Source organism: Prauserella shujinwangii (assembly GCF_003001955.1).
Taxonomy (GTDB): domain Bacteria; phylum Actinomycetota; class Actinomycetes; order Mycobacteriales; family Pseudonocardiaceae; genus Qaidamihabitans; species Qaidamihabitans shujinwangii.
This window is the reverse complement of the sequence record NZ_PVNH01000003.1, coordinates 289,533-315,500: the sequence shown is the minus strand read 5'-3', so window position 1 is coordinate 315,500 and position 25,968 is coordinate 289,533. Positions and strand designations below refer to the sequence as shown.

Annotated in this window: 26 protein-coding genes; 8 read left to right on the top strand and 18 right to left on the bottom strand. The window is 72.4% G+C overall.

Going from position 1 to position 25,968, the window contains the following annotated elements; genetic code table 11:
• Positions 1–36: 36 nt before the first annotated feature.
• Positions 37–1,881 (bottom strand): glycerophosphodiester phosphodiesterase, encoded by a 1,845-nt coding sequence (locus B0I33_RS08165; protein WP_106177952.1) that lies wholly within the window; start codon positions 1,879–1,881, stop codon positions 37–39.
• A gap of 156 nt (positions 1,882–2,037) precedes the next feature.
• Between B0I33_RS08165 and B0I33_RS08160 the strand changes: the two genes are divergently transcribed.
• Together B0I33_RS08160 and B0I33_RS08155 are read left to right on the top strand one after the other, a co-directional pair.
• The gene (locus B0I33_RS08160) at positions 2,038–4,092 is read left to right on the top strand and encodes an ATP-dependent DNA helicase (RefSeq protein WP_181193218.1); all 2,055 of its coding nucleotides are present in this window, start codon (positions 2,038–2,040) and stop codon (positions 4,090–4,092) included.
• A gap of 53 nt (positions 4,093–4,145) precedes the next feature.
• A complete protein-coding gene (locus B0I33_RS08155; RefSeq protein ID WP_425440453.1) occupies positions 4,146–4,493 on the top strand; it encodes a hypothetical protein in 348 nt (115 codons plus the stop codon).
• A gap of 4 nt (positions 4,494–4,497) precedes the next feature.
• On the opposite strand, the gene B0I33_RS08150 is transcribed toward B0I33_RS08155, so the two are convergent.
• Genes B0I33_RS08150 through ctaD form a run of 5 tightly spaced genes read right to left on the bottom strand, consistent with a single transcriptional unit; the run spans position 4,498 to position 9,069 of the window.
• Positions 4,498–4,932 carry a type II toxin-antitoxin system VapC family toxin gene (locus B0I33_RS08150; protein ID WP_106177950.1) on the bottom strand — a complete coding sequence of 145 codons (435 nt, stop codon included), beginning with the start codon at positions 4,930–4,932 and terminating at the stop codon, positions 4,498–4,500.
• A complete protein-coding gene (locus B0I33_RS08145; protein ID WP_106177949.1) occupies positions 4,932–5,183 on the bottom strand; it encodes a type II toxin-antitoxin system VapB family antitoxin in 252 nt (83 codons plus the stop codon). The genes B0I33_RS08150 and B0I33_RS08145 overlap by 1 nt, the downstream gene beginning before the upstream one ends.
• 18 nt (positions 5,184–5,201) lie before the next feature.
• Positions 5,202–5,990: a peptidyl-tRNA hydrolase gene (locus B0I33_RS08140; protein ID WP_106177948.1), complete on the bottom strand. Its 789-nt coding sequence runs from the start codon at positions 5,988–5,990 to the stop codon at positions 5,202–5,204.
• 53 nt (positions 5,991–6,043) lie between these two features.
• The gene (gene serB / locus B0I33_RS08135; protein WP_106178256.1) at positions 6,044–7,273 is read right to left on the bottom strand and encodes a phosphoserine phosphatase SerB; all 1,230 of its coding nucleotides are present in this window, start codon (positions 7,271–7,273) and stop codon (positions 6,044–6,046) included.
• An 11-nt stretch (positions 7,274–7,284) separates the two neighbouring features.
• Complete coding sequence (gene ctaD, locus B0I33_RS08130; RefSeq protein ID WP_106177947.1) at positions 7,285–9,069, bottom strand: aa3-type cytochrome oxidase subunit I; 1,785 nt, start codon at positions 9,067–9,069, stop codon at positions 7,285–7,287.
• A 121-nt stretch (positions 9,070–9,190) separates the two neighbouring features.
• On the opposite strand from ctaD, the gene B0I33_RS08125 reads away from it, so the two are divergent.
• On the top strand, positions 9,191–10,054 hold the full coding sequence (locus tag B0I33_RS08125; protein WP_245900496.1) for a phosphotransferase: 864 nt from the start codon (positions 9,191–9,193) through the stop codon (positions 10,052–10,054).
• A gap of 9 nt (positions 10,055–10,063) precedes the next feature.
• A complete protein-coding gene (locus B0I33_RS08120; RefSeq protein ID WP_219927155.1) occupies positions 10,064–11,143 on the top strand; it encodes a serine hydrolase domain-containing protein in 1,080 nt (359 codons plus the stop codon).
• 158 nt (positions 11,144–11,301) lie between these two features.
• On the opposite strand, the gene B0I33_RS08115 is transcribed toward B0I33_RS08120, so the two are convergent.
• Positions 11,302–12,048, bottom strand: a complete 747-nt coding sequence (locus B0I33_RS08115) for an alpha/beta fold hydrolase (RefSeq protein WP_106177945.1) — start codon at positions 12,046–12,048, stop codon at positions 11,302–11,304.
• A 31-nt stretch (positions 12,049–12,079) separates the two neighbouring features.
• Positions 12,080–13,594: a glycosyltransferase family 39 protein gene (locus B0I33_RS08110; protein WP_245900495.1), complete on the bottom strand. Its 1,515-nt coding sequence runs from the start codon at positions 13,592–13,594 to the stop codon at positions 12,080–12,082.
• Between the two features lie 78 nt (positions 13,595–13,672).
• On the opposite strand from B0I33_RS08110, the gene B0I33_RS08105 reads away from it, so the two are divergent.
• Positions 13,673–14,176, top strand: coding sequence for a GNAT family N-acetyltransferase (locus B0I33_RS08105; protein WP_245900494.1), 504 nt, complete (start codon positions 13,673–13,675; stop codon positions 14,174–14,176).
• 2 nt (positions 14,177–14,178) lie between these two features.
• On the opposite strand, the gene B0I33_RS08100 is transcribed toward B0I33_RS08105, so the two are convergent.
• Positions 14,179–14,466, bottom strand: coding sequence for a hypothetical protein (locus tag B0I33_RS08100; protein ID WP_106177944.1), 288 nt, complete (start codon positions 14,464–14,466; stop codon positions 14,179–14,181).
• A gap of 199 nt (positions 14,467–14,665) precedes the next feature.
• Positions 14,666–15,799 carry an alkaline phosphatase family protein gene (locus B0I33_RS08095; RefSeq protein ID WP_106177943.1) on the bottom strand — a complete coding sequence of 378 codons (1,134 nt, stop codon included), beginning with the start codon at positions 15,797–15,799 and terminating at the stop codon, positions 14,666–14,668.
• 44 nt (positions 15,800–15,843) lie between these two features.
• Between B0I33_RS08095 and B0I33_RS08090 the strand changes: the two genes are divergently transcribed.
• On the top strand, positions 15,844–16,050 hold the full coding sequence (locus tag B0I33_RS08090; RefSeq protein WP_106177942.1) for an FmdB family zinc ribbon protein: 207 nt from the start codon (positions 15,844–15,846) through the stop codon (positions 16,048–16,050).
• 109 nt (positions 16,051–16,159) lie between these two features.
• Here B0I33_RS08090 and B0I33_RS08085 read toward each other — a convergent pair whose 3' ends face one another.
• The 8 genes from B0I33_RS08085 to nucS form a co-directional block, all read right to left on the bottom strand.
• On the bottom strand, positions 16,160–17,938 hold the full coding sequence (locus tag B0I33_RS08085) for a 3-hydroxyacyl-CoA dehydrogenase family protein (RefSeq protein WP_106177941.1): 1,779 nt from the start codon (positions 17,936–17,938) through the stop codon (positions 16,160–16,162).
• 181 nt (positions 17,939–18,119) lie between these two features.
• Positions 18,120–18,797 (bottom strand): dihydroxyacetone kinase phosphoryl donor subunit DhaM, encoded by a 678-nt coding sequence (gene dhaM, locus B0I33_RS08080; RefSeq protein WP_106177940.1) that lies wholly within the window; start codon positions 18,795–18,797, stop codon positions 18,120–18,122.
• The gene (dhaL, locus tag B0I33_RS08075; RefSeq protein ID WP_106177939.1) at positions 18,794–19,423 is read right to left on the bottom strand and encodes a dihydroxyacetone kinase subunit DhaL; all 630 of its coding nucleotides are present in this window, start codon (positions 19,421–19,423) and stop codon (positions 18,794–18,796) included. The genes dhaM and dhaL overlap by 4 nt, the downstream gene beginning before the upstream one ends.
• A 2-nt stretch (positions 19,424–19,425) precedes the next feature.
• On the bottom strand, positions 19,426–20,427 hold the full coding sequence (gene dhaK, locus B0I33_RS08070; protein ID WP_106177938.1) for a dihydroxyacetone kinase subunit DhaK: 1,002 nt from the start codon (positions 20,425–20,427) through the stop codon (positions 19,426–19,428).
• 92 nt (positions 20,428–20,519) lie between these two features.
• Positions 20,520–21,497, bottom strand: coding sequence for a hypothetical protein (locus B0I33_RS08065; protein WP_106177937.1), 978 nt, complete (start codon positions 21,495–21,497; stop codon positions 20,520–20,522).
• 21 nt (positions 21,498–21,518) lie between these two features.
• Positions 21,519–21,773, bottom strand: coding sequence for a hypothetical protein (locus tag B0I33_RS08060; RefSeq protein ID WP_106177936.1), 255 nt, complete (start codon positions 21,771–21,773; stop codon positions 21,519–21,521).
• Positions 21,774–21,785: 12 nt separating this feature from the next.
• Complete coding sequence (locus B0I33_RS08055) at positions 21,786–23,489, bottom strand: sodium:solute symporter family protein (protein ID WP_106177935.1); 1,704 nt, start codon at positions 23,487–23,489, stop codon at positions 21,786–21,788.
• 159 nt (positions 23,490–23,648) lie between these two features.
• The gene (gene nucS / locus B0I33_RS08050; RefSeq protein ID WP_181193217.1) at positions 23,649–24,308 is read right to left on the bottom strand and encodes an endonuclease NucS; all 660 of its coding nucleotides are present in this window, start codon (positions 24,306–24,308) and stop codon (positions 23,649–23,651) included.
• A gap of 246 nt (positions 24,309–24,554) precedes the next feature.
• Here nucS and ehuC point away from each other — a divergent pair, with 246 nt between their 5' ends.
• Positions 24,555–25,274 carry an ectoine/hydroxyectoine ABC transporter permease subunit EhuC gene (ehuC, locus tag B0I33_RS08045; RefSeq protein WP_106178252.1) on the top strand — a complete coding sequence of 240 codons (720 nt, stop codon included), beginning with the start codon at positions 24,555–24,557 and terminating at the stop codon, positions 25,272–25,274.
• Positions 25,271–25,927 (top strand): ectoine/hydroxyectoine ABC transporter permease subunit EhuD, encoded by a 657-nt coding sequence (gene ehuD / locus B0I33_RS08040; protein ID WP_106177933.1) that lies wholly within the window; start codon positions 25,271–25,273, stop codon positions 25,925–25,927. Before ehuC ends, ehuD begins: the two co-directional genes overlap by 4 nt.
• Positions 25,928–25,968 lie beyond the last annotated feature (41 nt).

The window sequence follows — 25,968 nt, the reverse complement described above, 5'->3', positions numbered from 1 at the left end:
TGCGTTCAACGCAGTCAAGGTGGCCTTCACTGCTCGTCAGCTCGCGCGGAGGGTGGCCAGGTCGGCGAGCAGCACCCGCTCCCGCTCGGGCGGGAAGCCCGCCCTCCGCACGGCGTGCGCGGCCTGCGCCCACCGGCCCGCGTCGACGTGCCGCAGGATCACCGCGACGTGGTGCGGCGCGATGTCCGCCTCCGCGACGAGGACCCGCACGCCCACCTCGTCCACGACCACCTCGAACGTCGACCGCGCCGACGCGGTCCCGCCGGGCCCGGTCGCGGTGGCCACCAGCTCGTGCGTCCCGGCGGCGAGCGCGCGCGGGTCCAGCGGTACCGCCGGATCCACCGACTCACCGTCGAGGGTCACGGTGACGGTGTCGGCGTCCCGGGCGTCGACGGCCACGGTCGTGCGCTCGTGGCGGCGCACCGCCGCCCCGTCGGCGGGCGCGCTGACCGACACGCGCGGCGCGGCCGGGCGCACCTGCTCGGAACGCTGCCGCCAGCCCGCGAACTCCCCGGCGCGGTTCGTGATGACCGCGTCGACGCCGAGTTCGGTCAGGCGCTGCCAGCGGGCGGCGTCGTCGACGGTGTACGGCATCACCGCGATCCCGGCCTCGTTGAGGTCGGCCACGACGCCGGGCCTGCCGAGCAGCGCGTTCGCCGACGGGTTGTACGCCACGACACCGAGCGAACGCGCCGTGGCGACCGGGTTGGCGTCGAGGGCCGACCGCAGCAGCCCGCGCGGGATCTCCGGCGCCAGCTCGCGGGCGTGCCGCAGCACCTGCTCGTCGAAGCTCTGCAGCAGCACCTGCTCCGCCATGCCGCGCTCCAGCACCTCGGCGACGATGCCGCCGGTCTCGGCCCTCGTCTCCGGGCCCTTGACCTCCAGCAGCAGCGTCGAGCCGCTGTCCTTGACCAGGTCGAGCACCGCGCCCAGGGTCGGCACGCGCTGCCCGGCGAAGGCGGGCGAGAACCACGAGCCCGCGTCGAGCCCGGTGACGTGGTCGGCGGTGAGCGCGGACACGGCGCCGGTGCCGTTCGTGGTGCGGTCGACGGTCGAGTCGTGCATCACCACCGGCACGCCGTCCGCCGTGGTGTGCGCGTCGATCTCCACGTACTCCGAACGGGCGCGGATCCCGGCGGCCACGGCGGCGAGCGTGTTCTCCGGCGCGGCCGACGAGTAGCCGCGGTGGGCGACCGTCAGCGGCAGGGCCCCGTCCGGCTGGGTGATCGGCAGCGGCTCCAGCTCCGTCACCACGACGTCGTCCACGCTGATCCGGGCGCCGTCGGCGACGAAGCCCAGCACGCCGTCGGTGCTGCGCGGCAGCTGCGTGGTGGTGAGCACCGTCCGGCCGTCGAAGCTCCAGCTGGCGCGGTTGCCGTGCACCTCGATCACGACCCGGACGTCCCGCCCGGTGCCCGCGTCGTGCGGCGCGGACGCGGTGTCGGTGACGTTCCACGTCTCCCCCGCCGTGCGGACGGCGAACTCGATCCCGTTGGCCGCGGTCGACGTCGAACGCATGATGGCCTGGCTCCACGGCACGCCGCCGGACGGGTCGATGTCGAGCACGATGCCCGCCCACCGGCTGGCGTTGTTCACCGCGTCGAAGCGGATCGTGGCCTCCGCGCGGAAGTCGGCCAGGTGCGGGCCGAAGGTGATGCGCGACCGCGCGCCCGGCTCGGTCGTCACCAGCCGGCCGTCCTGGACCTGCCACGAGCCCGCCGCGGGGCGCCAGCCCGCGGGGAGGCCGGGGCCTTCGAACGACTCGGCGACGACGACGTCGCCGGGATCGGCCTGCGCGGAGAGCGGGGCGGGGGCGCTGACCAGTGCGGCCGCGGCGACGGCGAGCGCGGCGGACGCCAGCCGGGTCGGGGTGCGTCTCATGGGTCTCCTCATCGGGTGGGGACGGAACGCGCCGACGCTATGTCCGGTTTCTGACGCTCCGGTGAGCCGCGAGTGGAGCGTTCGTGAGCATTGGCCGACCGGGTGAGGCGACCGCGCACCACGCGCTGACGGTGGCTGCCGGTACCGTCTCTGCCCGTGGCCGGTGACCGTTCGACTCTGCCCAGCGTCAGCGAACTCCTCACGCACGCGGTCGAGGCCGTCGGCGGCACCGAACGCGAGGGACAGGTCCGCATGGCGGAGGCGGTCGGCACGGCGATCCGCACCGGCGAGCACCTCGCCGTGCAGGCGGGCACCGGCACCGGGAAGTCGCTGGCCTACCTCGTGCCCGCGATCCGGCACGCGGTCGAGCGCGAGGCCACCGTGGTGGTGTCGACGGCCACCATCGCGCTGCAGCGGCAGCTCGTGGACCGCGACCTGCCCCGGCTGGCGAAGGCACTGAAGAAGCCGCTCGGCCGCGAGCCCACGTTCGCGATCCTCAAGGGCAGGCGCAACTACCTCTGCCTGCACCGGCTGGACACCGGCGCCCCCGAGGAACCGGAGGACACGTCGCTGTTCGACCCGTACGCCGTGTCCCGGCTGGGCCGCGAGGTCCGGCGGCTGCACGAGTGGTCGTCGGACACCGAGACCGGCGACCGCGACGAGCTGGTGCCGGGCGTGTCCGAACAGGCGTGGCGGCAGGTGTCGGTCACCGCGAAGGAGTGCCTCGGCGCCGCCCGCTGCCCCATCGGCACGGACTGCTTCGCCGAGCGGGCCCGCGCCGAGGCGGGCCGCGCCGACGTGGTGGTCACCAACCACGCCCTGCTCGCGATCGACGCGATGCAGGAGTACCAGGTGCTGCCCGAACACGACCTGGTGATCATCGACGAGGCCCACGAGCTGGTCGACCGCGTCACGTCCGTCGCCACCGGCGAGCTGACCAGCGCGATGATCTCCGCCGCGACCCGCCGGTGCGGCAAGCTCATCGACGCCGACGTCGCCGACCGGCTGCTGGAGTCGGGCGACGGCCTCGCGCTCGTGCTCGACGAGCTGCCCCCCGGCCGCATGGACACGCTGCCGCAGCCGCTGGGCGGCGCGCTCACGGCCGTGCGCGACGCCGCGCACGCGTGCCTCACCGCGCTCGGCTCCGACCGGAAGGAGGACGTCGAGGAGGCCACCGTCCGCAAGCTGGCCCGGTCGCTGCTGGAGGAGGTGCACGAGTCGGCCGAGCGCATGCTCGACGCGTTCGGCGAGGACCGCGCCCACCAGCACGAGGTCGTGTGGCTCAGCGGCGACGGCTTCGCCGCCACGCCGCGGCCGCCGACGCTGCACGTCGCACCGCTTTCGGTGGGCGGGTTGCTGCGCGAGCGCGTGTTCGCCCGGTCCACCACCGTGCTCACCTCGGCGACGCTGACCCTCGGCGGCACGTTCGACACGCTCGCCAGGCAGTGGGGGCTGCCGCCGTCGGCCGAGCGGCAGGCCAAGGCGGAGGGCACCGCGACCGACAAGGCACCGCCGTCGGACGCCGACGCGGGCCCGCGCTGGCAGGGCATCGACGTCGGCTCACCCTTCGACCACCGCCGCAACGGCATCCTCTACATCGCCAGGCACCTGCCGCCGCCCGGCCGGGACGGCCTCGGCGAGGCCACGCTCGACGAGATCGCCGAGCTGATCGGGGCCGCGGGCGGGCGGGCGCTCGGCCTGTTCTCCTCGATGCGGGCGGCCAAGCAGGCCACCGAGGCGCTGCGCGACCGCGTGGAGCACCCGATCCTCTGCCAGGGCGAGGACGCCACGGCCCTGCTCGTCCGCAAGTTCGCCGAGGATCCGCGCACCTGCCTGTTCGGCACCCTGTCGCTGTGGCAGGGCGTGGACGTGCCGGGCCCGTCGCTGCAGCTGGTGCTGGTGGACCGGCTGCCGTTCCCGCGCCCGGACGATCCGGTGGCGTCCGCGCGGCAGCGTGCGGTCGAGGCTCGCGGGGGCAACGGGTTCCTGACCGTGGCCGCGACACACGCCGCGCTGCTGCTCGCCCAGGGCACGGGCAGGCTGCACCGCTCGATCACCGACCGGGGTGTGGTGGCCGTCCTCGACTCCCGGCTGGCGACCGCCCGGTACGGCGGCTTCCTGCGGGCCTCGTTGCCGCCGTTCTGGCCGACGTCCGACCCGCAGGTCGCGCGGGACGCGTTGCGCAGGCTCGACGCGGCCGCCCCCACCTGAGCCCGGTGACCCGAGGCACTACGGTGAACGGAAGCCGAACACCGAGGGAGAAGTTGTTGTCCCAGGATTCAGCCACCGCACAGTCCCGCTCGGTGCGCGTCGACGACACGGGCGTGCGAAGGCAGCTGGCCGACGGTAGCGAGGAGTCGGTCGACTGGGCGGACCTGTCCGCCGTGGTCGTGCGGGTGATCCCCGAGGGTCCGTGGAACGAGGACGTGTTCCTCATGCTGGCCGCCGCCGACGGCACCGGCACGGCCGTGCCGAGCGGCGACCCGGCCGCGAACGCGTTGATAGAGCGCCTGCAGGCCCTGCCCGGCTTCGACCACGACAAGTTCGTGGAGGCGATGACCACCGACGCCGACGAGGCCTACGTGGTGTGGAAGGCGGGCGAGTCGGCCTGACCCCTCAGGCGGGCACCGGCGGCAGCTCCCAGCTCAGTCCCGGGAACTTCGCGAAGTCCCGGTCCGCGCTGACCCAGGTCGCGCCGTGCTCGATGGCCAGCGCCGCATGGTAGACGTCGGCCACGGTGTTGCCCTTCGCGGCGACGGTCCGGCAGAGCTCTTCGAAGACCATCCAGTGCCGGTCTCCGGCCCGCACCGGAACGGCGGCGGGCGCGTGCCGGACAGCGGCACAGAAGGCGAGGGCATCCTCGGGCGTGGTCGGCTCGCGGAAGACCCGGTGATTGGTCACGACCCGGAGGAAGCCGGACAGCACGAACTCGCTGACGCCCACCGGCTCGGCACCGGCCAGCCTGCTCTCCACCCACGGCCGGTACTCGCCGTGCCGCGGAAGATCCTCGCGGAACGCGTACACGAACACGTTGACGTCGAAGATCCGCACTAGCGGGCCTCGTTGTCCCCGAGGACCTCGGCCATCAGGTCCTTGTTCTCGAGGTCCACACCCGGCCGCAGGCCGCCCTGCCCTCCGGTGGGCAACCGGAAGTCCGTACCGTGCCCGCGGTTGTGCTCGACCCGCGCGAGCAGAACGCGCAGCGCGTCGTTGACGACCTCGCCGAGTGGGCGGCCGGTGCTCACGGCGAGCCGCCTCGCCTCCTTGAGCAGGTTGTCGTCGATGTTGACGGTCGTGCGCACGGACGCATCATAACACTCTCACCGCGCATCATGATGCTCCACGAGCACCGTCACCGTACCCGGATCCACCTCGGTGAACCCGGCGTCGCGCACGGCGAGCACCCGGCGCTCCCGCCAGGCGCCCTCGGCGTCCGCGCCGGGGTGCGCCTGCGCCCACCGCGCGGCGTCCGGGGTGCGCACGGCGCAGGGAAAGCCCCGCTCCGCCCACGCGGCGCGGGACCCGGCGTCCAGCAGGGCCGCGAGCAGCATCGTGCCGTGCCCGACCTGCGCCGCCGCCTTGCCAACGGTCATCGTGACGTGCGGGTTGAGCAGCAGCGACGGCACGTCGCCCGGCGCGGGTCCCGGTTCGTCCGGCGGCAGCTCGCTGCCGGAGATCTGCAGCCGGGCCACCTCCCTGGGCAGCTCCGCCACCCGGCACGGCAGCAGGGCGCGGGCCTCGGCACCGGCCACCGTCACGGTGATCCCGGGCAGGTCCTGCACCGCGTGCCAGTGCGCGCCCCTGGCCCGGCGGGCCACCTTCCGGATGTGCCCGGCCACCCAGGAACGCACGGCGTCGTGCCACTCGCCGCCCTCGGCCGCGCGCTCGTCGAGGCAGACCGCGACCGCAGCCCGCGCGGCCGCCTCCAGCAGCGCCGTCCGCGCGGGCGGCTCGGCCCGCTCCATCCGCAGCACGACCGGCATCGCCCGCACCTGCCCCGGGTCGGCGGGCTCGCGCTCGGCCGTCCGCTCGGCGGGCAGGCCCAGCCACGTGGCGTAGCGAGCCGCCAGCGGGTCGAGGATGCCCGCGGCCGCAGGCTCGCCCCGCATCGATGGTTCGCTCGCAGGCTCGCTCCGCATCGATGGTTCGCTCGCAGGCTCGCTCACGGGCGGAGCAGCTCGAGGCCGTCGGCCGCGTCGGCGGCCTCCACCTCGGCCCGCGTGATGCCGAGCATGAACAGCACGGCGTCCAGGTAGGGGTAGGACAGTGCGGCGTCGGCCACCTCGCGCAGCGCGGGCTTCGCGTTGAACGCGATGCCCATCCCGGCGGTGGAGAGCATGTCGATGTCGTTGGCACCGTCGCCGACGGCGACGCACTGGTTCATCGTGATGCCGTACTCGGCGGCGAACCGGCGCAACGCCTCCGCCTTGCCCGGCCGGTCCACGACGTCGCCGACGACGCGTCCGGTGAGCTTGCCGTCGACGACCTCCAGGTCGTTCGCCGCCGCGAAGTCGAGGCCGAGGTCCCGGACGAGCCGGTCGATGATCCTGGTGAACCCGCCGGACACCACACCGCACCGGAAGCCGAGCCGCTTGAGCGTGCGGATCGTGGTGCGGGCCCCCGGAGTGAGCTCGATGGCCTCGGCCACCTCGTCCAGCACCGACTCGGGCAGCCCTTCGAGCAGCGCGACGCGGCGTTCGAGCGACTCGGTGAAATTGAGCTCGCCGCGCATCGCGATGTCGGTGATCTCCCGCACCTGGTCCTCGACCCCGGCGTAGCCGGCCAGCATCTCGATGACCTCGCCCTGGATCAGGGTGGAGTCCACGTCGAACACGATGAGCCGCTTCGCCCTGCGGGCCAGCCCGGCCCGCTCGATCGAGACGTCGAGACCGCCCCGGGAGGCGACGTCCGCGAGCACGGAGCGCAGCTCGGCGTCCGCCTCCGGGGTGTCGTCCGCGACGGAGACGTGCACCTCGAGCCCGGTGACCGGATAGTCGGCGATGCTGCGGATCGTGTCGATGTTGGCGTTCACCGAAGCCAGCCTGCGGGCGATCGCGGTGAACGCGCGCGCGGTCACCGGCCTGCCGAGGATCACCATGACGTGGCTGGAGCCGTGCCGGGCCGGGGCGAACGGGTCGGCGCCGATGGCCGATCCGATCCGCACGTCGACGTGCATCGAGACCGTCGCCATCGCCTGCTCGACGGCCTCCTGCAGGGCCTCCGGGTCGCTCTCGACCCCGGCGAGCACGCCGAGGACGAGCTGGCCGCGGATGACGACCTGCTCGATGTCGAGCACCTCGACTCCGGGCTGGGCCAGCGCGGCGAAGAGGACCGACGAGACGCCGGGCTTGTCCGGGCCGGTCGTGGTGATCAGGACTGGCGTCGGGTTCACCGGCAGCTGCGTCATCGTTCGCTCGAGTTGTCCCTGTCGTGGTCGCCCGGGATCACCGCTTCCGTGAGCACCTCGGACGGCGCGTCCTTGGCCTCGGGATGCGGCAGCGGCTTACCGGTGAACGTGATGTGGCCCTCGCTGTGCAGGCGTTCGACCATGTGCGGGTAGTGCAGCTCGAACGCGGGCCGCTCGGAGCGGATCCGGGGCAGCTCGGTGAAGTTGTGCCGCGGCGGCGGGCACGAGGTGGCCCACTCCAGCGAGTTGCCGTAACCCCACGGATCGTCCACCGTCACGATCTCGCCGTAGCGGTAGCTCTTGAACACGTTCCAGATGAACGGCAGCGTCGAGGCGCCGAGGATGTACGCGCCGATCGTGGAGATCGTGTTCAGCGTGGTGAAACCGTCGCTGGCCAGGTAGTCGACGTAGCGGCGGGGCATGCCCTCGGCGCCGAGCCAGTGCTGCACGAGGAACGTCGTGTGGAAGCCGATGAACGTGGTCCAGAAGTGCAGCTTGCCCAGCGGCTCGTCCATCATCCGGCCGGTGATCTTCGGGAACCAGAAGTAGATCCCGGCGAACGTGGCGAACACGATCGTGCCGTAGAGCACGTAGTGGAAGTGCGCCACCACGAAGTAGCTGTCGGAGACGTGGAAGTCGATCGCGGGCGCGGCCAGCAGGATGCCGGTGAGGCCGCCGAAGAGGAACGTCACGATGAAGCCGACCGAGAACAGCATCGGCGACTCGAAGGTCAGCTGGCCCTTCCACATCGTGCCGATCCAGTTGAAGAACTTCACGCCGGTCGGCACCGCGATCAGGAAGGTCATGAACGCGAAGAACGGCAGCAGCACCGCGCCCGTGGCGTACATGTGGTGCGCCCACACGGCCACCGACAGCGCGGCGATGCCCAGCGTCGCCCAGACCAGGCCCTTGTAGCCGAAGATCGGCTTGCGGCTGAAGACGGGGAAGATCTCCGACACGATGCCGAAGAACGGCAGCGCGACGATGTAGACCTCGGGGTGGCCGAAGAACCAGAACAGGTGCTGCCACAGGATGACGCCGCCGTTGGCGGGGTCGAACACGTGCGCGCCGAGGTGCCGGTCGGCCAGCAGGCCCAGCAGCGCCGCGGTGAGGATCGGGAAGGCGAGCAGCACCAGCAGGCTCGTCACCAGGATGTTCCAGGTGAAGATCGGCATCCGGTACATGGTCATGCCGGGCGCGCGCAGGCACACGATCGTGGTGATCATGTTGACGGCGCCGAGGATGGTGCCGAGACCACCGACCACGAGGCCGGAGATCCACAGGTCCGCGCCCGCGCCCGGCGAGTGGATGGCGTCCGACAGCGGTGTGTAGGCGAACCAGCCGAAGTCGGCGGCGCCGCCGGGCGTGAGGAAGCCCGCCATCACGATGAGCCCGCCGAACAGGTAGAGCCAGTACGAGAAGGCGTTGAGCCGGGGGAACGCCACGTCGGGCGAGCCGATCTGCAGCGGCATGATGAAGTTCGCGAAGCCGAACAGGATCGGCGTCGCGTACAGCAGCAGCATGACCGTGCCGTGCATGGTGAACAGCTGGTTGTACTGCTCTCCCGAGAGGAACTGCTGTCCCGGCACGGCGAGCTCGCTGCGGATCAGCATCGCCATCGCGCCGCCCGCCATGAAGAAGGCGAACGACGTGACCAGGTACATGATGCCGATCTGCTTGTGGTCCGTCGTGCGGAACAACCGCAGCAGGTACGAACCCTTCACCGACTCCCGGGCCGGATATGGCCGCGTCGCGATCGGCTGGGGGGCTACGGCCGTCACTCCTGCCTCCTGCACTCAACACCGTGATGACGTCTCCGGCACGGGCATGGACCCGCGTCGGCTGGAGGGATCGTATCCCGGGCCTTTCCGGACGCTGCGCACCGGCTGGGAAGATCACACGGTGACCGACTCGTTCGTCACCGCCGCGCTCTCCGCCGCGGTCGCCACCGGGCGTGCGCACGGACTGCCCACGGACGCGCCGTCCGTGCTCGCCACGGGGTCGAACGTGCTGGTGGGGCTGGGGCCGGTGGTGGCGAGGGTGCCCGCGACCACGCGCCTGCTGCGCGCCGATCCCGCCGCGTGGCTGGACCGGGAGGTGCGGCTGGCCCGCCACCTCGCGGACCGCGGCGCGCCGGTCGTGCCGCCGAGCACCGACCCGCCGCCCGGCCCGCACCTGGTCAGCGGCCTACCGGTGACGTTCTGGCGTTACGTTCGTCACGACCCCGGCCGGCTGCCCAGCCCCGCGACGGTGGGCCGCTCGCTGGCCGAGCTGCACGAGGCCCTGCGTGACTACCCCGGCGCGCTGCCCGCCGAGGGGCCGGTGGCCGAACTGCGGCGGATGCTGGACCTGCTGGCCGACGACCTGGGGGAGACCGTCGCGGTGCTCAGGGCGCAGCTGACCGCGCTGGCGGAGACGGTGGCCGGGGCGGGCGAGCGCAGGCCCCTGCACGGGGACGCGCACCCGGCGAACCTGCTGGCGACCGAGGCGGGCTGGCGGTGGATCGACCTCGAGGACACCTGGCGCGGTCCGGTCGCCTGGGACCTCGCGGTGCTGTGGGGAACCGCGCGGCTGGACGGCGCGGCCGCGCTCGCCGCCTACCCCGGTGCGCCCGACCCGGCCGAGCTGGCGCCGTACGTGCGGCTGCGGCGGCTGTTCGGGATCTGCTGGCGGTTCGTGGTGGCCCGCCGGTTCCCCGGCGAGGCGGCCGGAGCCCGGTCCGCGCTGAGCGGATATCTGGCGGCGGGACGCGACCCAGGTCCCTAGGCTGCCGCCATGACGGTTCCCCTCGGCGGGCGGGTGGCGGCGGGCTTCGAGCCCGTGCGCGAGGCGTTCGCCGGGCTGCTGGCGAGCGGGGCCGAGACCGGTGGGGCGCTGACGGTGCTCCTCGACGGCCGTCCGGTGGTGGCTCTGCACGGCGGCTGGACCGACCACGCGCGCACCGCCGTGTGGCGGCCGGACACGCTGGTCAACGTCTTCTCGGTGGGCAAGCCGGTGGCCGCGCTGTGCCTGCTCACGCTGGTCGAGCGGGGGCTCGTGGCGCTGGACGACCCGGTGTCGCGGCACTGGCCGGGGTTCACCGGCGAGGGCGTGTCCGTCCGACACGTGCTGAGCCACACGGCCGGGCTGCCCGCCTTCCCGGTGGAGCGGCCCGCCCGCGCGTTCGCCGACTGGGGGTTGCTCACCGGGGATCTGGCGGCCGCCACGCCGGAGTGGGCGCCGGGCACGGCCGCCGCGGAGCACGCGCTGACCTACGGGCACCTGGTCGGCGAGCTGGTGCGGCGAATCTCCGGCCGCACGCCCGGCGCGTTCCTGGCCGCGGAGATCGCCGGGCCTCTCGGGTTGGACCTCGGCTTCGGCCTCCCCGCCCGGGCGCGCACCCGGTGTGCGGACCCGGAGTTCCGCGACCCCGGCTGGGCCCGCGAGGTGATCGGACGGCCGGGGTCACTGCGCGCCGCCGCGCTCGGCAACCCGGCGGGCTGGCTGGACCCCGCCGTGCTCGGCACGTCGTGGTGGCGCCGGGCCGAGGTGCCCGCCGTGAACCTGCACGCGAGCGCGAGTGGGCTCGCCGGGCTGTACGCGGCGCTGCTCGGCGGCCGCCTGCTCGGCGCGGAGCTCACCGACGAGGCGGTGCGAACCCAGTACGAGGGCCACGACCTGCTGCTGGACCGCCCCGTGCGGTGGACGCTCGGGATGCAGCTCGACGACGACGGCACCTGGGGCATGGGCGGCATCGGGGGCAGCGTCGGCTACGCGGACCCGGCACGCGGCTACACGCTCGGGTACGTGACCCGCAGGCTCGCCGGTTTCGAGCGGGTCGACACGCTGGTCGAGGCACTGCACCCCTGCCTGTGACCGCCCTGGACGCAGTGAAGGCCACCCTGCGTGCGTCCAACGCAACCAAGGTGGCCTTGACCGCACCCAACGCACCTAAGGTGGCCTTGGAGACGCACGACGCACCCCACAGCGCGCCCGGGTGCAGTGAAGGCCACCTTCACTGCCGGACGGCGGGGTCAGGGCAGCCAGTCGAGGATCGCCTTCGCGACCCCGTCCGGGTCCTCCAGCGGCGTGAGGTGCCCCACCCCGGGCAGCACGGTGAGCGTCGCGTCGGGCAGCGCGCCGGCCAGCTCGCGGGCGGCCTCCGGTGGGGTCACGGTGTCCTCCTCGCCGACCACGACGAGCGCGGGCACGTGCGCCTCGCGGACCACGTCCGTCGCGTCCGGCCTGGCCGCCATCGCCCGCTGTGCCCAGGCGACCCCCGCAGCGGGCTGTGCCTCCACGAGCTCCCTGATCTGGTCCGCGAGGTCGGTCTTCGTCCGCCGCGTGGTCTCGCCGAGCACCTTCGGCAGCATCGCGTCGGCCAGCCAGCCGGAGATGCCCTCGGCCTCGGCCCGGTCGGCCATCTCCAGCCGGGCCCGCCGGGCCTCCTCGCCGTCGGCCGTGGCCTTCGTGTCGATGAGCACCAGGCCACCGATCCGTTCCGGCGCGGCCCGCAGCACGGCGAGGGTCACGTAGCCGCCCAGGGAGCAGCCGCCGAGGATCACCTGGTCGAGCTCCAGCTTGTCGAGCAGGGCCAGCACGTCCCGGGCGGCGTCGTCGAGGCTCGGTTCGCGGTCGGTCTCCGGGAGGGCGGTGCGGCCGAGGCCACGCTGGTCCGGCGTGATCAGCCGGGTGCGCTGGACCAGCGGCTCCCGCACCTCGTTCCACATCCGGGCGTCCACCGGAAACGCGTGCAGCAGCACGAGGGAAAGTCGATCCATACCCGCATTCTGGCGGCTGCCGCCGGAGTCTTCAGTAGAAGTGGCGCAGCCCCGGCCAGATCCGCGACCACGAAGCCGTGGTGCCCTCGCACAACGCGATCGGCGTGCCGTGCTCCTCGTTGTCGACGCCGAGTCCGCTGTCGTGTACCGCGACCACGGCGCACCCGGTGAAGGCGGCGGGCGGGGGTCCGACGGTCAGCACCCAGCCGGTGCGCTCGTCGGGCGGAGGTCCCCAGTCCGCGTAGGACATGTGCCCCGAGTACGGCCCCGGCAACCCGAACGCCGGGCCGAAACGCTCGACCGCGCCCGCCTGCCCGTAGTTGCGGGTGAAGATCACCGAGGTGGCGCGGTCGGCCTCGGGGACCCGCTCCCACACGGCCGCGACGGTCCGCGCCAGCTCCGGCCAGCCGACCTGCTCGCCCTGTTCCTTGTTCATCGCGAGGACCGGGCCGTCCAGTGCCGGGGGCGGGAGCACGGGCAGCGCGACGAGCGCCGAGGTGACCACGCAGACGACCGCGAGCCCGGTCGCGAGGGCCCTGCGGGCGGCCCGCCGTCCCGCGGTCAGCCAGCGCACGACCGGCTCCGCCCCGGCCGCCGTCAGCAGCACGAGCAACGGGATCGCGTAGTACGGCTTCCCGCCCAGCACGAGCAAGGCCGCGCACAGCACCAGGTAGGCGACGGGCAGCACCCGTGCCCAGCGGACCGCGGGGTCGCGCCACAGCCGGACGAACCCGGCCAGCCACACCGGGACGAGCACCGGCGAGAGGTACACCAGCTGCATCGGGACGAACAAGATCCGGTTCTCGGCTCCGTCGTCCTCACTGATGCCGCCCGCGACCGTCAGCATCGGGAAGTCGTGCGCGAACTGCCACACCACGAGCGGTGTGGCCAGCGCCGCCGCCACACCGATCCCGGCGAGGAGCCAGCCGGTGCGCAGTGCCCTGGCCTGGCCCGCGAGCGGCAGCGCCACGGCGAACGCGCCGAGCAGCAACAGCACGAGCCACTTGTTGGCCAGGGCGACTCCGGCGGCGGCCCCGATCGCCACCCACCAGCGACCGTCTCCGGTCCGCAGCAGCCGCAGGGTCAGCAGCCCGAGGACCGCCCACAGCAGGGTGTCGAACGTCGTCGTCGAGACCATGTGCGCGATCACGAGGACGAACGTGGACGCCGCGGTCGCCGCGGCGGCGAGCAGCTGAGCGGTCCTGCCACCGCCGAGTTCCCGCGCCACCAGCGCCGCCACCACCACCAGCGCCGCCCCGGCCAGCGTCGCCGGGACGCGCAGCCCGCCCGGGGTGTCACCGAACAGCGCGGTCGCCGCCTCGGCGAGCAGCGGGGTGAGCGGGGGCTGGTCGACGTAGCCCCACGCCGGGCGGTCGCCCGCCGCGAGGAAGTAGAGCTCGTCGCGATGGAAGCCGTACCGGCCGGACAGCAGGGTCAACACGGCGGACTGCACCAGGGCGACCAGCGCGACGGGCCCCAGTGCGAACCGGGGCAGCGGCGCCCCGGCGGAGGTTCCGGGTCTGTCGCCGACCCCCGCGGTATGCACGGACGGAGCTTAGCGGCGGCGGCGTTCGCGCGGGTTCTTCGCGCGGCGTTCGTCGGGACCTCGCGTTAACGTCGGACCGTGGCTGTGCTCCCCGAGATCCGCACCCGGCGGCTGATCCTGCGGCGGTTCCGCGAGGCGGACCTGCCCTCGGTCCTGGAGGTGCAGGCCGATCCGGCGGCACACCCGTTCGACGAGGCACCGGCACCCGGCGCCGCCCGCATGCTGTTCTCCCTGTGGCAGCGGCACTGGGCCGAACACGGGTTCGGCTACGTGGCGGTGGTCGAGATCGCGACCGGCAAGCTCATCGGGCTCGGCGGGGTGCAGGTGAAGGACCTCCACGGCGAGCCCGTGCTGAACCTGTACTACCGCTTCCGGCCGAGCGCGTGGGGCAAGGGCTACGCACCGGAGATGGCGCTGCCGATCGTCGAGTGGGCCGAGCGGGAGATCCCCGGCCGCCCGGTAGTGATCGTGACCAACAGCCGCAACACCCCGGCGCAGCGGGTCGCGGAGAAGCTGGGCTTCCGGAAGTGGAAGGACGACCTCTACGAGGGCGTTCCCGCCGCCTACTACCGGAGGGGGTGAGCTCAGCGGCGCCGCGTCGGTCCGCGCCGGGTCCTCGCCTCCCAGCACGGCCGGTGCCAGTGCCGCCGGTCGGCCACCGAACCCAGCTCGTCGGCGGGCCACGCGACGACATGCGGCACGCCGGGCCGGATCTCGTGGTCGCAGCCGGGGCAGCGGTACGGCTTGGTCGCCTGGGAACCCGGCACGGAACGCACGAGCCAGTCGCCGTCCGGTCCCGACTCCGGCTGTGCCCACCCGGCGGGGCCGGCGGACCTGGGCACGTCGCGCCGGGGCCGGTTCCGTCGAGGCATGGCCCCACGGTAACGACCTATGCGGTGGGGTATTCACCGGGCGGCACACCGATCTCCCGGCGGACGCGGCGAGCAGCGGCAGCGCCGCACGCGGCCACAGCTCCTCCCGTTCCGGCGACGACTGCCCTGGCCCGCCTGCGTTCGCCCGCGGTACGGCGGCGGCCCGGCCCGCCGCCGTACCGCGCCCGGAGCCCGGCCGTCAGCCGTAGGCGACGGCGAGCGGGACGAGTTGCTCGGCCGGGGTGAACGAGCCGTGCTGCCCGATCAGGGACGACTCGACCGGCTCGGCGAGCCCGCGCAGCATTCCGGAGCGGCCCCGGGCCGCCGCGACGACGTCCCCGATCCGGGGCCGCACGTGGTCGGCGACGCGAGGGCCGAACCAGCCCTCCTCGATCGCCTGCTCGCGCCCGGCGACCCACGCCCGGTCGCCGAGGATCGCCCGCCACGCGGCCAGCACGTCGTCCACCGCGCCCGGCTCGGTGTAGACGTGCCGGGCACGCACCTCGCCGCCGAAGGCACGGACACCGGCGAGCAGGCCGGGCTCCTCCTCCAGGTCCACCGCGGTGTCGTCGAGCGTGATCATCCCGTGGTCGGCGACGACGGCGAGCAGCGCGCCGGGGGGCAGGCCGGCGACGAGCGACTCGACGAGCCGGTCGACCTGGCGCAGCTGCATCCGCCACGGCCGCGAACCGGGCCCGTACACGTGGCCCAGCAGGTCCAGATCGCCGTGGTAGCCCCAGCAGAAGCACCGCTCGGTGTCCAGCGCGTCGAGCACGGCCGCGGCGAGGTCGCCGAGCGCGTGCACGCCGCGGTAGTCGCCGTCCCGCAGGACGGCGCGAGTGAGGGCGGTGTCGGCGAACCGCGCCGCCGACACGACGCGGGAGTCCAGCCCGGCGGCCCTGGCGCGGGCGAACGTGGTCGGCAGCGGCTGCGCCTCTTCCGGCGGCAGCGGGCCGCGCAGGTCGGCACCGGTGTCGTGGTCCCGCCAGCTCAGCGCGTTGACCACGCCGACACCCGGCACCTCGAAGGTGTAACCGGCGAGGCCGTGCTCGCCGGAGGCGACGCCGGTACCGATGGCGGCGAGCCCGGCGGCGGTGGTGGCCGGGTAGCCGACGCGCAGACGGCTGCTCCGCAGCGCGGCCAGCGCGGGCGCGTCCGCGGCGTACTCGGCCAGCAGCTCCCAGCCGAGGCCGTCGACGAGCAGGACGCACGCCGACCGCGCCCCGGGCAGGTCGAGCGACCCGGTGCTGCCGGGCACGCCGAGCGCGCGCAGCACGGACGGCGTGACCTCGCTCAGGTGCGGGATGTCCTGGTCGATCACCGGCGGTTCCACGCCGCCAGCTTCTCACCCCCCGGCCGCCACGCGATAATCGCGACATGCCGACCTACGCGTACCGGTGCCGCGAGTGCACCGAGACCTTCGAGCTGAGCAGGCCGATGAGCGAGTCCGGTGAGCCCGCCGCGTGCCCGGACGGTCACACGGACACGGTCAAGCTGCTCACCACGGTCGCCCTCACCGGCTCCGCGAACGCCCCCGCGCCCACGGGCGGCGGCTGCTGCGGAGGTGCGTGCGGCTGCGGCTGAGCGCTCGCGGCGAGCTCCCCAATGTGGCATTGGTAGCGCTCGATTTCCCCAATGTGGCTTTCGGTGCATCGAGCGCACCGAAAGCCACATTGGGGAAGTCCCGGGGCGGTCAGCCGGTGTAGTCGCGGAAGCCCTTGCCGGTCTTGCGGCCCAGGCGTCCCGCGGTGACCAGGTGCTCCAGGAGCGGGGCGGGGGCGAACCCGGCCTCCCGGAACTCGTTGTAGAGCGTGCGCTCGATGGCGAGCGACACGTCGAGCCCCACCACGTCCAGCAGCTCGAACGGACCCATCGGCAGCCCGCAGCCGACCTTCATCGCGGTGTCGATGTCGTCGGCGCTGGCGTAGTGCGCCTCGAGCATCGTCACCGCGTCGTTGAGGTACGGGAAGAGCAGCGCGTTGACGATGAACCCGGCCCGGTCCCCGCAGTGCACGGGCCGCTTGCCCACGGTCTCGCACACGGCGTGGACGGTGGCGACGACGTCCGGCGCGGTCGCGATCGTGCTGACCACCTCGACGAGCTTCATGACCTGCGCCGGGTTGAAGAAGTGCATACCCACCACATCGGACTGCCGCGCGGTGGCGGCGGCGCACTCGATCACCGGCAGCGACGACGTGGTGGTGGCGAGGATCGCACCAGGCCTCGCCACCTCGTCCAGGGCCGCGAACACCGCCTGCTTGACGGACAGCTCCTCCGCCACCGCCTCCACGATCAGATCCGTCTCGGCGAGGTCGTCGAACTCGACGGCCGGACGGATGCGGGCTAGTGTGGCCGCCGCGTCCGCTTCGGACATCCGGCCCTTCACGACCGACTTGCCGAGCGAGTTGCGCACCTTGCCGATCGACGCCTCGGCCTTGTCCATGGCCCTGGCCCGCAGGACCACCTCGTAGCCGCCGCGGGCGAACACCTCCGCGATCCCCGTGGCCATCGTCCCGGTGCCCACGACACCGATCCGCCCGACCGTCCGCACCGGACCGTCCACGACGGACCGCGCGGCGGACTCCGCGTCCGCGACGACGGTCGGCGAGCCGGGGGCGTCGTAGGTGTAGAAGCCCCGGCCGCTCTTCCGGCCGAGCAGGCCCGCCGTGATCATCTGCTTGAGCAGTGGCGCGGGCGCGTGCAGCCGGTTGCGCGACTGGTGGTACATCGTGTCCAGGATCTGGTAGGCGGTGTCGAGCCCGATGAGGTCGAGCAGGGCGAGCGGGCCCATGGGGTAACCGCAGCCGAACCGCATGGCCGCGTCCAGGTCCGCGCGGGTCACGTAGCGCTGCTCGTACATGCGCACGGCGTGGTTGAGGTAGCCGAACAGCAACGCGTTGGCGATGAACCCGGCGCGGTCGCCGATCACGACCGGTGTCTTGCCGAGCCGCGCGACGAAGTCCATCACGTCGTCGACGACGTCCGGTTCGGTCACCACGGTGCGCACGACCTCGATCAGTTTCTGCACGGGCGCCGGGTTGAAGAAGTGCATCCCGACGACCTTGCCGGGCCGGGACGTGTGCACGCCGATCTCGGTGACCGACAGCGACGAGGTGTTGGAGGCGAGCACGGTCTCCGGCCCGGTGATCTTGTCGAGCTGGGCGAAGACGTCGGCCTTCAGCTCCAGGCTCTCCGGCACCGCCTCGATCACGAGGTCGGCCCCGGCGAGGTCGGACAGGGCCGTGGTGTAGCGGATCCGGCCGAGCAGCCTCGCCCGGTCGGAGTCGCCGAGCTTGCCCTTGCCCACCGCGCGCGCCGTCGAGTGCTCGATGTGCCCGCGCCCTCTGGCCACGGCCGCCTCGTCCACCTCGGCGCCCACCACGGAGAGTCCGCTGCGGGCGAGCACCTCCGCGATGCCGGCCCCCATCGTGCCGAGGCCGACGACACCTACGGTCGAGAACTCACGTGCCACGGCGTACCTCCAGTGGTTACCCGCAAGTAGGGAACCTGATGGTGCCACGGTGGCACGCCATTCGGGGTACGGAATCGAATCAGGCGAACGGAACTACCCGTGTCCGCGTTCTGTGCACGCGTGTCCGCGTCGCAGGACGCGGACACGCGTGCACAGGTCGCGGACACGCCCGGGGCGGGGCTCATTCGTCGAAGTTGCGCTCCACGAGTGCCTCGATCCGGCGCAGGGCCTCCTCCGCCTGCGCCCCGCTCGCGCTGACCTCGATCCGGTCGCCCTTGCGGGCCCCCAGCGACATCAGGGCGAGCACGCTCTGGCCGTCCGCCTCGTCGCCGCCCAGCCGCACCCGGACATTGGCGTCCAGCCCGGCGATGCTGCGCACGAGCAGCGCGGCGGGCCGCGCGTGCAGGCCGACGTCGTTGGCCAGGGTCAGCTCCGTGGTCCGCGTGTCCACGGCGGCCGGCGCCGGCTCGGCCGCCTCGGCGGGCGACGCGCCTGCCGAGGCCGCCGCCTCCGCGACCGCCGCCCGGTCGGCACCGCCCTGCGCCGCCACGGCGGCCGCGACGGCCCCCTCGACCAGCGGTGCGTTGACCACCACCGCCTCCCCCGGATCGGGCAGTGCCTCCACGGCGAGTTCCGCGGTCATCTGGGCGCTGCCGAGGTCGTAGAGCAGCACGACACCGGCTCCGGTGTTCGCCGACTGCACGGCGGCGCTGACCGCGTCGAAGTCGGTGCCGATGCCGCCGTCGGCGAGCCCGCCGGCGGCCAGCACGGTGACGTCCGGCGCCATCTGCGCCGCGAGTTCCACGACTCCCTCGGCGAGCTTCGCGCTGTGGGAGACGACGACCAGTCCGACGGTCATGCGGCACCCGCCGCGGTCGCGAGCGCCCGCAGGAGCAGCGCCGACGAGCGGGCGCCCGGGTCGAGGTGCCCGACGCTGCGCTCACCGAGGTAGGAGGCGCGGCCCTTGCGCGCGACGAGCGGCACCGTGGAGCCCGCGCCCTCGTCGGCGGCGTCCGCCGCGGCGCGCAGCAGGGCCGCGATGCCGTCGCCCCGCGCGGCCTCGGCGGCGTCCGCCGCCGGGCTGAGCGCGTCGACCATGGTCGCGTCACCCACCACCGCCTTGCCCCGGGCCACCACTCCGTCCAGCCCGGCACGCAGCGCGGCGGCCACGTCGCCCGCGTCCAGTTCGGACTTGTCCCCCAGCGCCGTCGCCGCACGGAGGAACGCGGTGCCGTACAGCGGGCCCGCCGCGCCGCCGACCTTCGAGATCAGCGTGCTGGCCGCGGTCTTGAGCACGGCACCGGGCGTCTCCGGAACACCCTCGTCCAGCTTGGACACCACAGCGGCGAACCCGCGGTTCATGTTCTCGCCGTGGTCGGCGTCGCCGATCGGACGGTCCAGATCGGTCAGCTCGACGCGATGCTCCGCGATGGTCGCGGCGGCCGCCCGCAGTGCCGCCGCCACATCGGACGCTGCGCAACCCATGCTCAGACCCCCCAGCGCAGTGCGGGTGTGTTGACCGGCGAGTCCCACAGGTCGGTCAGCTCGTCGTCGAGACGCAGCAGCGTGAGGCTGATGCCCTGCATCTCCAGACTCGTGATGTAGGGGCCGACGAGCCTGCGCCGGACGTTGATCCCGCGCTCGCCGAGCAGCCGCTCCGCGATGCCGTGCGCCAGGTACAGCTCGAGCAGCGGCGTACCGCCCATCGAGTTGGTGAACAGCAGCACGTCGTCGCCCTGGTGGAAGGGCAGGTCCTCGACGAGCGCGTCCAGCATCCGGCTGACCAGCGCGTCGGCAGGCTCGGCCGGGATCCGCTCGCGGCCCGGCTCACCGTGGATGCCGATCCCGAACTCGATCTCGTCCGGGCCGAGCTCGAAGCTGGGCTCGCCGACGTGCGGCACGGTCGGCGCGGTGAGCGCCACGCCGATCGAGCGAACCTGCCCGATCACCTTGCGCGCCACGGCCTCGACGTCGTCGAGCCGGTCACCACGGCCTGCCGCGGCCCCGGCGATCTTCTCCAGCAGGACGGTGCCACCCACACCCCGCCTGCCCGCCGTGAACGTGGAGTCGGCCACCGCGACGTCGTCGTCGATCACGACGCTGCGCACGTCCAGCCCGTCGGCCGAGGCCAGCTCGCCCGCCGTCTCGAAGTTGAGCACGTCGCCGGTGTAGTTCTTGACGATGAGCAGCGCGCCCGCGTCGGTGGTCGTGGCGTTGACCGCGGCCTGCACCGCGTCCGGCGTCGGGGAGGTGAACACCGCGCCGGGCACGGCCGCGTCGAGCATGCCCTGCCCGACGAAGCCGCCGTGCAGCGGTTCGTGCCCCGAGCCGCCGCCGGAGATGACGGCCACCCTGCCCCGGACCGGGGCGTCCGCCCGCACGACCACCGCCGGGTCGTACTCCACGCGGAGCAGATCGGAATGCGCGGCGGCGAGCCCCCGGAGCGAGTCGGTGACGACGGTCTCCGGATCGTTGATGATCTTCTTCACGGCGAACCTCCAGCCACGGCGTCGTGCGGACACGATCAAACCTAGTGGCCGCCGGGGCGTTCTCGCCAAGAGAAAGCGGGGGCAATGTCCGGTCAGGACGACGGGAGCCGCCGCACGACGTCGCGGGCTACCGCGAGAGCCCTGGCGCAGGCGTCGTCGACGCTGCCCTCCTCGCTCGCGAACGTGAAGGACGCGGTCACGTTCTCGCCTTCCGGTCCCTCGCCGGACGACCGGTGTTGCCACGAGATGTCGCATTCGACCGTGTCGGTCTGTCCCCGCTGCCGCACGGCACGGACACCGCCGCCCAGGTCCACCGGCGTGCCCGCGTCGGCGTCCGGCGGGTAACCGGTGCGGAACCACACGACCGCCGAGGGGCGGTGCCCGGCGAACCGGCACTGGTGCAGCCCCATCGGTCGCTTGCGGACCTCGCCGGGCAGCACCTCGGCGAGCACGTCGTCGGTCACGGTGGCACACGGATCCACCCCGAGCAGCGAGCCCGGCTCGGGCGGGTAGGTCCCGGGGTCGCCGCGCAGCCCGGCCAGGACCTGTCGCAGCACCGAGTAGCCCGCCGCGCACGGGTCACCGGCCTCGTAGTCCACCTGCACCGTGATGCCGAGGCTCGGGTCGCGGGAGGTGACCGCCGTGACGAAGCAGCTGCCCTCGTCGACCTCGTTCTCGACCAGCGGCAGCCCTTCGATGCCCCCGGTCGCCCGGTCGGCCAGCACGAGCGACTCGCCGAGGTCGAGCCGGAGCCCGACCGGCTTGCCGCCGGCGTCGCGCACCTCGACCGTGCACACGCCCCAGTCCCCCGGCTCGGGCGTGCCCGCCTCGCCGAGGACGCCGGCGGTGTCGCCGCCGAGGAGCGCGCACGGATCCACCGTCCGCAGCGCGGCGGCCGAGACGGCGGGATCGGTGATCGGTCCCGTGGGCACCTCGCCCTGCCCGCCGTCACCCGGTGCCGCCGTGACCGTGGTCCGCGGGAAGTGGGCTCGCGTCAGGTCGGGGCCGGAGCAACCGGCGACGACGCCGAGCAGCACGGCACCGAGCAGGGCGGGGAGGCGAGTGCGCACCCGTGCACGGTAGCGGGTGGCCTACTCCTCCTCAGGCTGGTCCGGGACCCGCAGCGGGCGCAGCTTCACCCACAGCACGAACAGCCCGGCGAAGACGAGCATCCCGATCCCCGCCCACAGGTTGATGTTCACGCCCGCTGCCTTGGCGATGTCCTCCTCGCTGGTGAAGCCGATGCCCATGACCGTGAGCACCAGCCCGTACACACCGATGAGCAGGGCGATCACCGTCCGGACGTCGAACACGCCCGCGCGGTGCGTTCCGGATTCGGACGACATGGCGGGTTCCTCCTAGAAGAAGATGATGTTCAGCGCGATCGTGATGGCCAGTGCGATGCCGGCGAGCAGCCCCGGGTTGCGGTACCACCCGGCGTCCTCGCCGGTGGTCGAGTGCCGCAGCGTCTCCTTCGGCGTGAGCGAGTAGACGAGGCCGACGAGCTGGCCGGCCGGCTTGGGCTGGGTAGCGTAGGTGACGGCCACGCTCACCACGATGTCGACGACGAACGCGGCGCCCGCGCCGACGAACGCGCCGCCCTGGCCGGGCAGCTCCCACACCCCGGACTCGGTGAGCCCGAACACCGTGACGGCGGCGGCGGTGCCGGTGACCAGGCCGGTCCAGCCGGCGGTCGGCGTCATCCGCTTCCAGAACATACCGAGGATGAACGTGGCGAACAGCGGCGCGTTGAAGAACGAGAACAACTGCTGCAGGTAGTCCATCAGGTTGCTGTAGGTGGAGGCGATGAACGCCGTCCCGATGGCGAGGATGGTGGCGGCGGCGGTGACCACGCGGCCGACCCGCAGGTAGTAGTCGTCCGGCCGGTCCTTCACGAGGTAGGCCTGCCAGATGTCGTAGGTGAACACCGTGTTGAACGAGCTGAGGTTCGCGGCCATGCCCGCCATGAAGGACGCGAGCAGGCCCGCGATCGCGATGCCGAGCATGCCGTTGGGCAGCAGGTCGCGCATGAGCAGCAGCAGGGCGTCGTTGAACGTCGCGCCGCTCGGGGCGCTGCCCGACTCCATCAGCGCGGCCTTGTTCTCGCCCATGAGCTCGGTGACCGTGACGCCCGCGATCATGCCGGGAATGATCACAATGAACGGGATGAACATCTTCGGGAAGGCGCCGATGATGGGGGTCCGGCGGGCCGCCGACATGCTCTTCGACGCCATCGCGCGCTGGACCTCGACGAAGTTCGTGGTCCAGTAGCCGAACGAGAGCACGAAGCCGAGGCCGAACACGAGCCCGAGCACGGAAAGGAAGTTGCTGCCGAAGCCGGTGAGCTGGTTGCCGGGCCAGGTGCTCAGCTGCTCGGCCCCGCCGGGGCCGCCCGTCACCTTGTCGACGAGGCCTTCCCAGCCGCCGACCTTGTACAGCCCGACGATCGTCAGCGGCAGCAGGGCCGCGACGATGACGAAGAACTGGAGTACCTCGTTGTAGATCGCGGCGGAGAGGCCGCCGAGCGCGGTGTACGCGAGGACGATCACGGCGGCGATGATCACGGAGAACCAGATCGGCCAGCCGAGCAGCAGGTTGACGACGCTGGCGAGGAGGAACAGGTTCGCGCCCGCGATGAGGATCTGCGCCGTGGCGAAGCTGATGCCGTTGACCAGGTGTGCGGGTTTGCCGAAACGGCGCAGCATGAACTCGGGCACGCTGCGCACCTTGGAGCCGTAGTAGAACGGCATCATCACGATGCCGAGGAACAGCATGGCCGGGACGGCGCCGATCCAGAAGTAGTGGGCGGTCGGCATCCCGTACTGGGCGCCGTTGGCCGACATGCCCATGACCTCGATGGCGCCCAGGTTCGCCGAGATGAAGGCGAGGCCGGTGACCCAGGCGGGCAGGGACCGTCCGGAGAGGAAGAAGTCGAGGCTCGTCGACACCTGCCGTCTGGCCAGGTAGCCGATGCCGAGGACCAGCACGAAGTAGAACGCGAGCAGTAAATAGTCGATCGCGTTCGCGTCGAGCCGTAGGTCCGCCTGGGCCAGCACGTGCACCCGATCCACCTCCCGGAATCAACACCACTCAACAACAAGCACCAGGTTCAACCGGCACGCGCACATTACCCCACGTTTCCAGGCAGGTGAATCCCGCACGGGTCATCGCTGGTGTTGGGTAGTGTCCGGAAGTCGGATCAGGAGAGGTGAGGGCGGTGGTCAGAAGAGACGGAACTCGTCCGGCTCGATTCCGCGCAACGCGTCGTAGTCGAGCGTCACGCAGCGGATACCCCGGTCCTCGGCGAGCGTACGGGCCTGTGGCTTGATCTGCTGGGCCGCGAACACCCCCTTGACCGGAGCCAGCAGCGGGTCGCGGTTGAGCAGTTCGAGGTAGCGGGTGAGCTGCTCGACGCCGTCGATCTCGCCCCGCCGCTTGATCTCGACCGCCACCGAGACCCCGTCCGCGTCGCGGGCCATGATGTCCACCGGGCCGATCGCGGTCGGGAACTCCCTGCGCACGAGCGAGTAGCCCTCACCGAGGGTGCCGATGTGCTCGGCGAGCAGCTCCTGCAGGTGCGCCTCCACGCCGTCCTTCACCAGGCCCGGTTCGGCACCGAGGTCGTGCGACACCTCGTCCACAATGTCCTCGATCGTGATGACGAGCTTCTCGCCCGACTTGTTCTCCACGATCCAGAGGTTGCCGTCCTCGATGAGCCAGCACGGCGGGCTCATCCAGTTCAGCGGCTTGTAGGCCCGGTCGTCGGAGTGCACGGACACCGACCCGTCCGCCTTGACGAGCAGGAGCCGGGTGGCCATCGGGAGGTGAGCGGTGAGCCGGCCCGCGTAGTCGACCTGGCACCGCGCGATCACTAACCGCACCCGGCAGAGATTAGGGCACGCGAACCCGGCCGGGCAGGTGGGTCCGCACGTAACATCTCCTTCTCATCGGCATGGGGTGCCCGGCGACCGGGGTGTTACCCCGTTAGTGTCGGTGCGGATCAGAAGCCGATCACCGCACGTCGCGGCGGGCGGTGACCGGCAGACCGTCGACGAGAGGTAGCCGAGCGTGTTCAGCCAACGCCACGGACGACTCCGTTCACCACGAGCCGGGAGGGGATGAGCGCCATGGACGGACCTCCTGGCCTGATCGACTGGATTCCGAACCTCCTGCGGGGCCTCGGCAACACCATGCTGGTCACCGTGTTCGGCACGTTGCTCATGCTCGTGCTGGCCGTGGTCCTGGGCCTGATGGCCCGCTCGCCGCGGATCCCGGTGCGGGGCGTCGCCCGGGTCGTGATCGAGTTCTTCCGCGGCACCTCGCTGCCGATTCAGCTGTTCTGGCTCTTCTACGCGCTGCCCATGGTGGGATTCCGGCTCGAGCCGATCGTCGCCGGTGTAGTCGCTTTCGGCCTCAACTACGGGGCCTACGGGGCCGAGGTCGTGCGGGGCGCCATCAACGCGGTGCCGAAGCCGCAGTGGGAGGCGGCCACCGCACTGAACTTCTCCTCGTGGCAGCGGATGACCAGGGTCATCTGGCCGCAGGCGATCCCGCTGATGATCCCCGCGATGAACAACCTGTTCATCCAGCTGTTCAAGAGCACGCCGCTGCTGTTCGCGATCTCGATCGCGGACATCATGTTCATGGGTGAGTCGTTCCGCTTCGCGGGTGGCAATTCCACCGCGATGTACCTGCTGCTGATGGCGATCTACTTCGTCATCGCCTACGCGGTCACGTTCCTGATGAACCTCGCCGAGGCGGCCGTCAAGGCCCGGCTCGGCCAGCACGAGGGCGTGCGCAGCATGTTCCGCACCCGCAAGCCCGTGCCGCAGGAGGTGGCCCCGTGAACTGGAGCTGGGACTTCGCCTGGGAGATCCTGCCCGAGCTGCTGCGGCACTTCGCCGAGTACACGCTCGTGGCCACCGTGCTGGGCACCGCGGTCGCCGCCGCGCTGGGTCTGGTGTTCGCGGTCATCCGGTACCTGCGCATCCCGTTGCTGGCCCAGGTGACCACGGCGTTCATCGAGTTCATCCGCAGCACGCCGCTGCTGATCCAGCTGTTCTTCCTCTTCTTCGCGCTGCCCGAGCTGGGAATCACCCTCGCACCGCTGGTGGCTGGCGTGACCGGGCTCGGCGTGCACTACGCCTGCTACATGGCCGACGTCTACCGCTCGGGCATCGACGCGGTCCCGAAGGGACAGTGGGAGGCCAGTGTCGCGTTGCAGCTTCCGCAGCGGATCACGTGGCAGCGGGTGGTTTTGCCGCAGGCGATCCGGAACGTGCTGCCCGCGCTGGGCAACTACGCGATCGCGATGTTCAAGGAGACGCCGTTCCTGGCCTTCATCGCGGTCCCCGAGCTGCTGCGCACGGCGCAGACGATCGGCGGCAACACCTTCCGGTACCTGGAACCGTTCACGATGGCCGGCCTGATCTTCCTGGCGGCCAGCTACCCGACCGCGCTGCTGCTGCGCCGGATGGAACGCAGGCTCGCGGCCTACTGACCACCGGCCAGGACGGAAACGGGCCGTGCGTGCCGCGATCC